Genomic DNA, 13850 nt, shown 5'->3' on the forward strand with positions numbered 1-13850 from the left:
AATGAGACCTTTCTTCATAGTCTCATCATCCTAAATTATCAATCTATCAATATAAACCTTCCTCCCCAAAGCGTTTTGCTAGCCTATTTGCGAGTACTACTAATATTAATCCAATAATCCCTTTGAATAAGCCAACGGCAGTAGCAAAGCTGAAATTAGCCTGTTGTATTCCCTTGAAGTATACATATGTGTCGAGCACGTTCCCAGATTCCATGTTGAAGGGATTTAACATCAGAAAGATTTGCTCGAAACCGCTATCCATTACATTTCCTAGGCGAAGAATTAGCAGAATGACAATTGTACTTTTCAATGCAGGTAGAGTAATATGCCAAATCTGTCTCATTCGACTTGCACCATCCATTACTGCAGCCTCGTATAGATGAGGGCTGATTCCTGATAAGGCGGCCAAGAACAATATTGTTCCCCACCCAGATTCCTTCCATATTACTTGAAGGATAACAATGGGCTTAAACATAGCTGGATCTGTTAAAAAAGGAATAGGATTTATATCTAGAAAGGTTCCTAGAAAGTTATTCACCAAACCTTCACTCCGAAGAAAAATAACTGTAATACCAACAACTACTACCCATGAAAGAAAGTGGGGCATATAAACAATTGATTGAAGAAACCTTTTATAAAGTTGGTTCCTTAACTCATTTAGCATGAGGGCCAGAATAATTGAGATTGGGAAAGCAAAAACAATTTGTAGTAGAGAAATTTGTAGTGTATTCCATATAACTTGCACCACTTCAGCATCCTCAAATATTAATCGAAAGTATTTTAACCCTACCCAAGGACTATCAATAAACCCTATAAAGGGACTATAATCCTTAAATGCAAGAAGTATACCGACCATAGGAATATATCGATAGATTAAAAAATATAATGCCCCCGGCAAAAGAAGTAACAATAAATAGCGATCTCTCCATAATTTTTGTTTAATGGAATTTTTCTTGGACGGCTTGGGGTTTTTCTTCAATTCAGTTACTGGAGGTACAACTGTCTCTAAGTTCTTATTTTTAGTAACAATAACCTATTTCCCCTTTCCTTTGTACTGATTCGCTAAAATGATTACCTGTATAATACCTGTATTTATAATAATATTAGTTTAAATTTTACAATTATTCAATATTTTTCTAAAATTATTTGTAGGCCGTATTAATATTGTGCCTCTGCTTAGATTCTAAGATTTGAAACATCTTATTAGAGATAAAAATCAAAGCAACACCTATTAAACTTCCACCGTAAAAAGGGATTAGTCCAGGTATCTTCATCATTAAATAATAAGGAAAATAAAACCCTAAAACCATGAAAATTGCAAATAATGGGTTGGAAAGTACAATATAAATACAATCTTTAAAGTATTGTATTAGCTTCATCTGATAACCAACATAGAGTGGAAACGCATATAATAGAGCAATCAAATAAATGACCCCTAATATAAAAAAGAAAAAGGAAGCTATTAAAGCAGCTATGTTAGGCAATCTACGGAAAAATTGTAAATCTACAAAAAGAATGATGCCAATAATAACCCATATGTAACCAAATAGATTAGATTTGAGGAATTCTTTTTTATAGATTTCTCTAAAGAGTGTAAAGGACTTTATATCTTCTTCCCCATTGCTCCATTTACGAATAATGGTAAGCATTGCAACAGTAGCTGGAAAAAACCCAAGAATCCCCAGCCCTATGACCATTCCAACTAACCAAAGGATATTTACATAAGCAAGTTTCATCCCCCAGTCCATATATCGATATAATGTACCTCTCCATCCTGTCAGTTCCATACCAAACACCTCTTAGATTTATAATATTCACGAAATATTCCATTTATTTATAATAGAAAAGACTTATTTATAGCGTAACCGCCACGCTATATTGGCCTTTTTCGAGGTTTAACTTAAGCATTCCATTTTGGAAGCCACAAATTCCTTGTCCCTTTATAGTCTCTTTGCCATTTATCAAAATTTGAATTGGCCTCGGTATTTTTAGTGAAACTGTAGTATCTTCTTTTACCTCTAACATGATCAATACGGAAGCTTCGTAAAAATATACTGAAATATTGGCATCGTTGCTCACATGACAAAAATGATTCCCTTCTATTTCAAGCGAACTTGCGCCTTTAATAGAAAACTTGGATGGATACATTTCATTGTTCAGGAAAGTTATCCAAGCCTGTTTACCTAAAAATGTCATCTTGTCATGGATTAAAGCTCTTCTACTAATCTGTTCCTCTTTAGGAAAAAATAAATAGTCTACCTTTTCTTCTATTGCTCGGTCTATCTTAAACACTAAGTGAGATTCTGTTTTAGTTAAGTTATAATAAAAACCGACTTGAGGGGCATGAGGACTAAGCAAGGCTAATTTCATGCTTTTTCTCCTCCTTTCGTAGAAATATCTCAATTTAATTGCTGCCCCAACAAACTTTTTAGCTTACAATTACTTTCGGAGGCATAGATAAAAAAGAAATCAATTCACGCACCTGCCGTTTCATAAAAAAGCTAACTATTTTTTACTAAGGAATTTTTTCCTTCTAGTAGGTTTTGAATTCTTTGACACGTATCCTGTGATTTTTCCATATTCGCCCATAGAAATTGCATCTCTCTTTCAACTAATTCAAATTCTTCAACAGTCAGGTTTAAATCTTTTATAGTTACAGCATTTGGCATCGTTTCTATAAATGCATTATAGTGTTCCGGATGAATCTCAGTCTGTAAAAGACTATTATCTTCTGCTACAGTCCGAAGCATTGGAATCGTACAGCCATTTTTCTTTATAAGCTTCTGCGCTTCCTCACCAACCATAAAATCAATAAGTGCATGTGCAGACTCCTTCATCGCACTGTCCACATTGACACCCAAAGCACCACCTAGTAACAGGGTGGCAGACTTTTTGTTTTTGGGAGGGGGAATTACATCCCACTGTATCTTATGGTCCCTAAATTCATTCATGAAATAATAGGTGGTTAGAATCATTGCAGCTCCTTCACGCATAAACAAGTTTTCTGCGAGGTCATTGCTACCATGAGAAAATATTGGAGAAACTTGATGCTTATACATCAAATCTACACAAAACTCAAGCGCCTCTATATTCTCTCGACTGTTCATCACTGGCTGAGAACCATCGGAACCGATAAAACGTCCATTATTTTGCAGAAGAAACACTGGCCAACGGTTTGTAGAAGAGGAAAAACAAAAACCATACTCATTAATAAGATTATCCTCGCTAACTTCATTAGTAGCCTGCTGAGAAATATGCAATAAATCCTCCCAATCCTTGATTAAAAATTCTTCAGTTATCCCCGCTTTTTTAAAAATGTCCTTATTATAGCAAATCATTACTGGCGAGAAGACGAATGGCGTCAAATGAATTTTACCTTTCGTAGTAAACATATCAAAAATCTGATGATAGCTATCCTTCTCCGAATCAAGATGTGCTGGTAAATAAGGCTCTAGCAGGTCTAAACGATTTGAATCCATCAATTGTCTAAAATGATAATCCGAAACGATAAAAACATCTGGACCATTTCCATGCTTAAATGCTTGTGAAAGGTTATAGACATACTGATTATTCGGCAAAACTTCAAGATTTACCTTTATATATGGGTTAAGCTCTTCAAATCGACTAATAATCTGACGGATTGTCTCTATTTCGTAAGAGTTGGAAAACCATCCAAGTGTAATCGTTTGCTTCTGTGTTTCACTGGGCAATGTAACTCGGTTGCCCTTTCCAGCTATTTTTTCTATTAGGCCTTCTTCCACTAGTTCTGCTAATGCTTTTCGTATGGATACCCGGCTAAGCTCATACTCTTTACTCAAAGTGTTTTCTGGAAGGATAAATTCTCCAGGCTTAATCTTTCCTGTAATTATTTCTTGCTTTACCTCATGGATAAACTTGTTATAACGACTTTCAAAGTCACTTTTTCTTTTTAGCAATGCATACAACTCCCCTGCCTCAAATCGGCCCAAATTAACTATAAATACATAATATCATGTGGAAGGTTGATAGTATCACTTTTCCTTTAACCACCTATCTAAAAATAGGTAAGCCATTTGTCTAATTTCTTTTGGAAAATCATGATCAGAGTTTCCAATAAGCGTTTGAATTCGCTCCCCTTTCTCTAACCATCGATATAAGGAGTTTAAATCATTCAGGCCTTGTGCAGCCGGCTTCCAATGTGGGAATATATAGTCATTTTGCCCCATCCACACAAAAAAAGGGGTTGGTGCGACCAATGCCGCTATCTCTGTAAACTCAAAAGGAACTTTACCCTCATTTATATATTCACTTAACTTTGGTATATGACTGAACCATTCTCGTTTACCCCATCGATGCAGTTCTGGATCCTCAGCAATTGTAGAAAACCCACAGCTACAAACCACTGTCTTTATTCTTCGATCAACTCCAGCTAAGAAGTAGCTATTATAGCCTCCTAAAGAGTGACCAATAGCACCTATTCTATTGCTATCAACGCATTTAATATTCTCTAACAGACTAACTCCCTGCTTGTGATCAATAATCATCTTCGCCACTGCCGACCAATTAGGATGTTGCGTATCAAAGGTTGCTGTTTGAAAAGGTTTTTCGATATCTAGAACCCGTTCTCCTGCTGTAATAGTATCAGGTGCAAGAACTACATATCCCCTCTTGGCAAGTTCAAGTCCATATTGTCTATTTTCTCTACCTTCTGGCGTACTTACATCGTCTTTCCCTACTTCACTCGTAGGATGTAGGGCGATCACTGCTGGATACTGTAATTGTTTCGAATATAAGATTTCCAGAGCATCGTTCTTACTAGTCAGATTTTTTGAGTTAACCTCTCTTGGCAGTAGCAGGTTTGCCGGCACAGTATCTCCAAAAACCGTAGCATACTTTACTTTTAGAAAATAGTATTCAGGAAATGTCTCCCATGAGAATAATTCAAACTGCGTTTTTACTAATGGCGGGATTTCTCCAATACATTCAAGCCATGTATTTTCTATTTGGCTTCTCTTTTTCTCCCAGTCTTCTTTACTTCCTATTTCTTGTAAAAGGGATGAAGCCCCTTGTTGATTTAAAGTCGTTAATGTATACATTCCTGCCCTCCATCAATCTAGACTTACGCTATACAAATGACTGCCGCTCCCATAGTAAATTCTTTTTTGATAGAGAGCAATTCCACTACTCGCCTTTGTGGGCAATTCTTCAACTAACAGAATTTCATCGCCAGGATATTGCAAATTCTTCACGAAGAGTCCTTTACTCATCAGGCAGTAAAGAGATTGGGTGAGCTCATCAAACACGAAACAAGAGCGAATAGGCTCCCCATAATGAGAGAGATTTTTTTCAGTAATAATTGTGTTCGTTGACGGCATCCAAACAAAATATAAACCTTTCTCCGTCACTCCATGAACGTAATCATAACTATCCGTATAAAGAGAGATGATTTCCCGTGTTCCTTTATAGGGAGCAAATTTATACTTCAATTGTTTTGTTTTTTTATCTAACACATACAAATTGGCGTCTTGCGCTTTAACCTCGGCTCCTCCTGGGGCTTCTACACTAGTTCCACCAACGATATCCCCGTTTCTTAGCTCGCTAAGACAGATCGTACTGTGATAAGGTAAAATATTATTATTAGAAATTACAGTATGTTTTTCTGTCTCGATATGAAAGAATGCTAAAGCACCACCAACTACCCCATAACCCGGAAATCCACCCCATACGACTTCTTTTTTATCGCTCGTGGCAAGAGCACACCGTGGACGATGAATATGCTCCTCCTCTAAAATTAAGCGAGGGCTAGTAGGTTTTTCTGATTTCTGATTCATATTATGAACATAAAGCTTGCCACCTGCATAAGCTACTCCCACAAGTAAATCGCCCTGGGAGGCATAGGCACAAATATTTCCACCGCCGCCTTTTTCTAGTGCTCCAAAATTTTTAAAGCAGTTATTAGATATATCAAATTGAAAAAATTGTAGAGGATGCATGGATGTTCCATAAATGTATCCGGATATATCGAGATAAATAGTAGAGAGTTCAGCTCCATCCGACTGATAATTTAGCTGAATGGTTGTATGAACTCCAGTTTTCTTTTCTACAATTTCTACATATCTTTCCGATAGACTGTAGCTTAATATTTCATAGGATGCTTCTTCATAATGGTGTATTTTTTGAAATCCAGCTCCTCCATAATAAGATGGTGCAACATAATTAGCAGTCTGAAATTCACCCTCTGTGAACTTTAACCACTGTGAAGCTGTTAATACATCCCTCATATCTGATGCCTCCATATGCCCATAGACAAAACCATCTGTGCCAAGGTAAACATAACCTGACCCCTTTTGCCTAAGGGAAGAGGGAATTAGATTCTTTTTCTTGCCTGTTTTTAAATGAAAGGCTATTATGTCCTTGAATTCTGTACCTACTCCAATATATACCCAGCCATATTCGTCAACTGCAAGACTACTTGGATATTTTTCTTGTGAATGCATGGAGCCGTAATCCATGACACTCTTCGTTTCTGGATTATAGGATAGTAAAAAACATCGTGGATAGGTGGTGAAATAAATGTTACCTGTTAAATCCTCCGCAAAACTAAATCCAACAATTTCTTCTTCATTTTCAATCATTTGATAATCTATGAAGCGTTCCAAGAACGGGTCCAACACCAGCAGCATATTTCCTGCACCTGTATAAAATAGCCCATTACTACTAAAGGAAGCAAAAGGATATTCTTTATTTCCCTCTGGGAAAAAAACCTGTTTGGAACTACCCATGTCTATGTCAACTATTAATACAAACCCCTTTGAAGCAATAACAAATCTAGTGCCCCCTCCTTCGTACATAAGGCAGCAGTTCGCTCTTCCTCCGCGTCAATAGGAGTCCCATGATCTATAAATTTATGATACATAAAGACCTCTCCCTTACACACGATAATGGGCTGCTACTTTATTTAACGCCGTAATCATATCCTCTATATCTTTGTTCTCAAAAAACTCATTGATATCTAGTCGAATTGCATTCTGCAAAATTCTTTCCGCGTTCGGACAACTTCCAATAGCATAATCATAGTTACCTTGGTCAAAAGGATAATGGCTATTTAAGTAAGCCTGCTTTTGTTGAAATAAACTTTGAGCGTACAGAACCTGTGGTATGTACCCAGGTGAGTTTGGTATACCCTCTGCTAATAGTGCCGTCGAGAATTCTTCACGTGTACATTTCAAAGATTCCGAGTCCAGAGTGAACATATAAAACCAGTAGCTACACCATCCACCTTTAGTAATTTTCATTGGATGAATGCCCTTCGTATTCTGTATTCCTACGGTCAATTGTTCTCCAAGCTCGTTTCGTCTCGTACAAATCCATTCCAGCTTCTTTAATTGAGCTATACCAACTGCACCTTGTAGCTCTGTCATTCGATAATTTGGTGCCAAGTATTCGATATCCCTTATAACTGACTTTTCCTGTCTTTTATAATTTTTGTCCGCAAAAGCATGTGTTGTGTAGTAATCTTCCTCTTTACCAGAATTAATAGTAACAATTCCGCCATCTCCAGTAGATATATGCTTAAAATCATTTGTACTGAAGCACCCATAATCTCCAATTGTTCCCGTCAAACTTCCTTTGTACGTGGTTAGATAGCTTTGGGCGCAATCCTCAATCACCTTTATCTTATGTTTTTTAGCAAGCTCCATGATTGGTTCCATGTCACAGGGGTTGCCAGCAAGATGAACGACGATAATTGCTTTGGTTTTCGGTGTTATTACTCTTTCGATAGATTCAGCTGTTAGGTTATAGCTATGTGGCTCCAAATCTGCAAACACCGGGACAGCGTTTTGATACAGAATTCCGATAACGGTACCTTGGTCTGTTATCGGACTTGTTATTACTTCATCACCTACTGTAACGCCAGCAGCTCCTAAGGCTACATGAAGCGCAGCAGTACCCGAGGAGGTTGCAACACTATACTTTACCCCATACATTTCATTAAAATCGGATAAAAATTGCTTGACCTTGTTGCCAAAATGATAAAAAAGAGTATTCTGCTCTAATGCTTCAAGCAGCTCCGTCGCTTCATCTAAGCCAAAGCGCTTTCCAGTACCAAAGGGAGTCGTTTTTACTTGTTGGCCACCAAATATTGCTAAAGTATTGTTTTTCATCATAAGCCCCTCCAACATTAAGCTTCTTTTAAGATGTGATTGGCAATCGAAGCAATTTTACAGTTCAATCCAAAACGTTTGACCGTTTGTGAAGTTTCAGCCGAAACAGGCAAAAGAACGACTAACTTATCCTCATATATATTCCCTTTAAGCTCGATCTCACCTAAATCGGAAATACCTATGATTTCTACTTTTCGTCTTCCTCTTACCCAATTGTTAATTTGCTTACTGGTCCAGAACGAAAAGCCTTGCTGCTTTGCAGTATGGATTAATTGGACTATAGCTTCACGAACAGGTTGTTGCTGATAAATATGAATTTGATGAAATAGAAAATGGGCCACTCCATTCACTCTTTTTACTCCTTCAAGAAAAGGTTCAATGACCGTTGCATCAGCTAATGTATGATGATTTAAATCCTGCGTCAGGAAGCCAATCTCCAACACGTCATATAGTCGATTTTTTTCATCCGCCCAAGCCATTGGAAAATAAGGTTGGCATGTTCCAAATAGGAATCCTATATTTCCTCTTTTACTTGGCCCTCTCGACTGATCTGCTTCAATCCCATATTTCTCGCACCATACAAAAAATTCTCCCCACCCTTCGAATCTCGTATAATGATTTTTATTTGAAATTATATTTTCAACTTTTGTAGATTGTTGTAGCCATGTAAGCTGTGCTTCAAAGGCTTCCTGCGACCAAATGCCATCATCCTGCTCAAGCGCATTATAATGGAGTGCTATTTCATGACCATCTTTTTTTATCTGCTCATAAATAGAAGCATTATAACCAGGCGCAATCATACACCAAGTGGATTGCACATTCTCTGATTTTAGTGTATCTAGTGTTATTTGTGCTGATTCATCAACATTAAGGTCACTATCATGAGAGATCATAGCCATATGCTTCACGTCAGTTGGCCAATAATCAATAAGAGGAATAGTAAGTTGTTTATCCATTGCACATTTAACAAGATGCTCTAGAATAACCTCTCTCCATAAGTCTGCGTAAGGATGAGGAAAATACGGCATTCCTGTTTGGGTAAAGATTCTATCTAAATCCCAATCTAGCTCGAAGCCATCATCTGCCTTTAAAATATCCTCATCAATATTTGCACTCCCATCTGGTGCTGGAATGCCGTCTAAAGTTACTGGAGCAGTTCCTTGCTGCATAGCAACGATCGTTTGTGGTATAGGAACCGCCCAACGCTCAATCGAGCCCTTTCCGTGCTGAATTCGCTGTAGTGCATACGCATCCTCATTTAGCAATGTCCCTAACTGGCTGTGCGATAACTCTGTCCCTTCATAGGTCCAAGGTTCCGCTTGAAGATATCGAAGAGGGGTCTGTTGATTGAGAAAAGTCGAAAGCTCTGCATATCCTGCAGTGGAAATATGTTGACTTTTAAATCCTAGCTTATCCTTCAGATTATTTAGTCCACCATATGCAATCACAATTCCCCCAGACTCTACATAGTTTAGTATTTTTGCTTGAGTAGCTTCAGTATCCGAGCATTGAGCGACTATCAATAAATCAAAGGAATTAAGTTGTTCCAAACTATCTATTTTTTGATAAGGGAGTCTAAAATGGTCGAGAATTTCATAAACATAACATTCAAAAACATTGTTTCCCCTCCCCCATTGCTTCTCTGCTTCCTCTCTATCAAAAAGAACCCCCAGCCTTGCCATTTTCATCGAATGGTCACTCCTCTATAGGAACAGACAGGTATATTACATGTCTATTATATTGTTATGATAATCATAGTATAATTGGATATTTTTATCAATAAATTGTTTGAAAATTTTATATATTTTTTTAAATCGAGTTTTTGTTTCTTGAAATTGGGTTTTCAAATGAGGCTAAGATTGCTGTAAAACAAGGCTTCATTGTAGTAATCTACACATTTATTGTCGTAAACTGATTCTTCTAGCCGTTTGCACCTGATTTAAAGGATAAATTTTAGATGAACGGACCGATTTCGGAGGTAAACCAACCGGTTTCAGCATATAACACATCAAGATGAGTTATTAATAAATTCTTTTACTTATTGAGAGGATTGTGTGCTCTAAAGATGAAGGAAAAATAATATTCTACTTATCAAATAGCCCTATGCTAATTTTTAAAAATTCCTTATCTAATAAAAAAACCTATTCACCTTTGCGGGTGAATAGGTCTTCAATTAGAACTTAGAACCACCAAAGCCATACTCATCGAGTAGCTCTTCAAAGGTTTTGTTCTTTTCTTTTTGTTTTTTTTCAAAAGCAAGCTGTGCCTGTCTTTCCTCTTCTCTTTCTTGTTCAGCTGTCACTAACTGTTTCTTCGTTTCTTTTAACTTAGCAAGAACATCCATAGAAAGCTGATCTGAAAGAGCATTACCTTCTTCTTTTACAGAAGAGGATTTAGCTTGCGGCTGTTGATGTCTTTTTTGCTTTTTTTTAGCCATTTTTTCACCTACTTTATGAGCGTTTCACAATAGTAGCTACCCCTTGACCTCCACCAATGCAAAGTGTCGCAAGTCCTGTTTTAGCATTTCTCTTCTCCATTTCATGAAGTAAAGTAACGAAAATACGAGCACCACTAGCACCGATTGGGTGGCCTAAAGCAATAGCTCCACCATTTACATTTAGTATATCATGATTGAAGGATAGCTCTCTATCAACTGCTATAGATTGAGCTGCAAAAGCTTCGTTTGCTTCAATAAGCTCAATATCACTTAGAGATAACTGGGATTTATTCAAAGCTTTTTTCACTGCCTCTACCGGACCAATACCCATTACGCTTGGATCTACTCCAGCAGATGCGTTAGCCACAATCGTAGCCAAAGGTTTTAGGCCCAATTGATCTGCCTTTTGCTTAGACATTACAACTACAGCAGCTGCCCCATCGTTAATACCAGAAGCATTTCCAGCGGTAACAGACCCATCTTTTTTAAATGCCGGACGCAATCCAGCTAGTTTTCCCTCAGTAGACCCTTTTTTCGGATACTCATCTTTATCAAAGATAACGGGATTTCCTTTTCTTTGTGGAATTTCCACAGGAACTATTTCTTCATCAAACTTTCCATTTTCTACAGCTTCTGCAGCTCTTGCTTGTGATCGCGCAGAGAATTTGTCCTGCTCTTCTCGAGAGATTTCATAACGGTCACAAAGATTTTCTGCCGTTATGCCCATGTGATAATCGTTGAATGCGCACCATAGTCCATCGGAAATCATGCTATCCACTACTTTTTGGTCTCCCATCCGGAAGCCGTCTCTAGCATTCTTTAATAGATAAGGAGCTTGGCTCATATTTTCCATACCGCCAGCTACAATTATTTCTGCATCCCCAGCAATAATTGCTTGAGTAGCAAGATGAATTGCTTTAAGTCCTGAACCACATACTTTATTTATAGTCAGAGCTGAAACCGATTGTGGAAGTCCAGCTTGAATGGATGCCTGTCTGGCAGGGTTTTGTCCTAGACCTGCTTGAAGCACGTTCCCCATGATTACTTCATCTACTGATTCCTTTTCTACCCCTGCTTTTTCTAATGCCTTATGAATAACGATAGCCCCAAGTTTAGTTGCTGGTATATCCTTTAATCCACCCTGGAAAGAACCAATCGCTGTTCTAACAGCACTTACGATCACAACTTCATTTGTCACGTGAATTTCCTCCTTAATATTCCCTTTTTCAATAAAATCTAATAAATCAAATTAAAAGTTTGCTTGTTCAACCATCCATTCATTACAATAAAAGAGGGAGGGATGAATATGTATAGTTTACCAAATAAAGTGACAATAATCGAGGTAGGACCAAGAGATGGCCTACAAAATGAAAAAAATGAGGTTCCAACAGAAATAAAATTAGCTTTTATTGAACAGCTTCAACAGGCTGGTATAGAAGAAATGGAACTAAGTTCTTTTGTATCACCAAAATGGGTTCCACAAATGAAAGACTCAAAAGAGATCGTTACGAAAGTTAAAAAAGTGGGTAGACAATTTGTACTAACACCAAATAAAAAAGGTGTAGAGCTAGCAATGGAAAATGGAGCTACTAGCTTCGCAGTTTTCGTAGGTGTATCAGATAGCTTCAACCAAAAAAATATTAACAAAACTACAAGAGAAAGTATGGATGAATTAAAGCCTATTGTGGAAAAACTAATGGAAGATGGACATTTTGTCCGAGCATGTATTTCTACTGCGTTCTATTGTCCTTTTGAGGGTGCGGTCGATCCACAAAAGACAATCGACCTATGCAAGGAATTCGTGTCATGGGGTGTAAACGAACTTAGTGTAGCAGATACCATTGGAATGGCGAATCCAAAAGAAAGCTATAATTTATTCCATGCTATAAAAAATGAATTTACGAATACATTAATTACTGCACATTTTCATGATACTCGCAAAATGGGGATTGCCAATATATTTGCAGCCCTACAGGCCGGTATTTCAAGATTCGACACATCTGCAGGTGGCTTAGGAGGATGTCCTTTTGCACCCGGTGCCACAGGAAATGTAGCAACTGAGGATGTTGTGAATATGCTACATAAAATGGATATTTCCACCAATATCAATATGGACGAATTATTAAAAGCAGTCAATATCGTTGCTCCATATGTTTCCAGACCAATTGAGACAGGGATGTATAGATTATATAAGAGCAAGTAGGAGCTGAGCTTATGAAAAAAAGAGTTATCGTTTGGACGAGTATTTTCACAAGTATTCTTACAGCAGTAGCCACTGTGTTTGGTTTTTTTCTCACGAATAAACTCATGTACATGAAGAAAAAAGAAGATGACTTTATATACAATAGAGAAATTACTTCCAAACGTTTAGATGAGGTCTGGTTTAATGCTGTAAACAAATTAGAACGGTGGATACCCTCGAAGAATGGTTACTCTCTGAAAGCGATTTTCATTGAACCTCTCCAAACGAAGAATTACGTCATCATTTGTCATGGTGTTACTGAGAATAAGATTAATTCGCTACGTTTTGTAAGAATGTTCGAAAGACTTGGCTTTAACTGCGTCGTCTATGATCATCGTAGACATGGTGATTCTGGAGGTAAAACGACAAGCTTTGGTTATTACGAAAAAATGGATTTACAGGCAATAGTGGAAGCAGTTCGGGAACGTGCAGGCGAAAAAGCGGTAATTGGGATACACGGGGAGTCAATGGGAGCAGCCACCACCCTGCTATATGCCGGTTCTATTATTGACGATGCAGACTTCTATATCTCAGATTGCGCATTCTCTGATTTTGAAGACCAGGTTTATCATTTACTTACCCAAACCACCCCACTTCGCTCTAGCTTAGCCATCCGATTTGCTAATCTCTTCTTAAAATGGCGAGATGGTTACACCTTGAATTTGGTATCTCCGATTGATGTAGTAGATAAAATAGAAAAACCTGTTTTATTTATTCATAGTATGGAGGATGATTTCATCTTGCCAAAGATGACAGAAGATTTATATGAAAAGAAAAAAGGACCTAAAATGCTCAAATTATTCGATGTAGGAGCACACGCTAAATCGTTTAATGAAAATAGCAAGGAATATGAAGAAGTTGTATCAGATTTTTTAAAGCAATATAGCTTGCTAGGGGAAAAATAGGCATTTCTAATTTGATTTTAAACGATTAATATTCCATTAATTAAGCATATTGAATAATAAAATTTTAAGATTAGGATTCCATTATAGAATTGGAATCCTCTTTTTATTTTTATTGATAACAA

At 37.4% G+C, this 13850-nt stretch carries 12 protein-coding genes; 2 read left to right on the forward strand and 10 right to left on the reverse strand.

What is annotated here, in order from left to right; translation table 11 throughout:
- Positions 1-46: 46 nt before the first annotated feature.
- From D0S48_RS03965 to D0S48_RS04010, 10 genes are all read right to left on the reverse strand, one after another.
- Complete coding sequence (locus D0S48_RS03965) at positions 47-979, reverse strand: ABC transporter permease (protein ID WP_225216080.1); 933 nt, start codon at positions 977-979, stop codon at positions 47-49.
- 163 nt (positions 980-1142) lie between these two features.
- On the reverse strand, positions 1143-1787 hold the full coding sequence (locus D0S48_RS03970; RefSeq protein ID WP_151110218.1) for a YesL family protein: 645 nt from the start codon (positions 1785-1787) through the stop codon (positions 1143-1145).
- 67 nt (positions 1788-1854) lie between these two features.
- Positions 1855-2370: a hypothetical protein gene (locus tag D0S48_RS03975; protein WP_151110219.1), complete on the reverse strand. Its 516-nt coding sequence runs from the start codon at positions 2368-2370 to the stop codon at positions 1855-1857.
- Between the two features lie 131 nt (positions 2371-2501).
- A complete protein-coding gene (locus D0S48_RS03980) occupies positions 2502-3935 on the reverse strand; it encodes an extracellular solute-binding protein (RefSeq protein ID WP_151110221.1) in 1434 nt (477 codons plus the stop codon).
- Positions 3936-4010: 75 nt separating this feature from the next.
- On the reverse strand, positions 4011-5075 hold the full coding sequence (locus tag D0S48_RS03985; protein ID WP_151110223.1) for an alpha/beta hydrolase family protein: 1065 nt from the start codon (positions 5073-5075) through the stop codon (positions 4011-4013).
- 12 nt (positions 5076-5087) lie between these two features.
- On the reverse strand, positions 5088-6761 hold the full coding sequence (locus tag D0S48_RS03990) for a ligand-binding sensor domain-containing protein (RefSeq protein WP_151110225.1): 1674 nt from the start codon (positions 6759-6761) through the stop codon (positions 5088-5090).
- 147 nt (positions 6762-6908) lie between these two features.
- Positions 6909-8144, reverse strand: coding sequence for a DegT/DnrJ/EryC1/StrS family aminotransferase (locus tag D0S48_RS03995; RefSeq protein WP_151110227.1), 1236 nt, complete (start codon positions 8142-8144; stop codon positions 6909-6911).
- 17 nt (positions 8145-8161) lie between these two features.
- Positions 8162-9832, reverse strand: coding sequence for a polysaccharide deacetylase family protein (locus tag D0S48_RS04000; RefSeq protein ID WP_151110229.1), 1671 nt, complete (start codon positions 9830-9832; stop codon positions 8162-8164).
- 485 nt (positions 9833-10317) lie between these two features.
- Positions 10318-10581 carry a DUF3886 domain-containing protein gene (locus D0S48_RS04005; RefSeq protein WP_144537015.1) on the reverse strand — a complete coding sequence of 88 codons (264 nt, stop codon included), beginning with the start codon at positions 10579-10581 and terminating at the stop codon, positions 10318-10320.
- 13 nt (positions 10582-10594) lie between these two features.
- A complete protein-coding gene (locus D0S48_RS04010; protein WP_151110231.1) occupies positions 10595-11779 on the reverse strand; it encodes an acetyl-CoA C-acetyltransferase in 1185 nt (394 codons plus the stop codon).
- 108 nt (positions 11780-11887) lie between these two features.
- Here D0S48_RS04010 and D0S48_RS04015 point away from each other — a divergent pair, with 108 nt between their 5' ends.
- Complete coding sequence (locus tag D0S48_RS04015; RefSeq protein WP_144537019.1) at positions 11888-12784, forward strand: hydroxymethylglutaryl-CoA lyase; 897 nt, start codon at positions 11888-11890, stop codon at positions 12782-12784.
- Positions 12785-12795: 11 nt separating this feature from the next.
- Entirely contained in the window at positions 12796-13728 is a 933-nt protein-coding gene (locus D0S48_RS04020; protein WP_144537021.1) for an alpha/beta hydrolase, read from the forward strand.
- Positions 13729-13850: the final 122 nt, after the last annotated feature.

The organism is Psychrobacillus sp. AK 1817 (assembly GCF_008807035.1).
In the GTDB taxonomy this organism is placed as follows: Bacteria; Bacillota; Bacilli; order Bacillales_A; family Planococcaceae; genus Psychrobacillus; species Psychrobacillus faecigallinarum.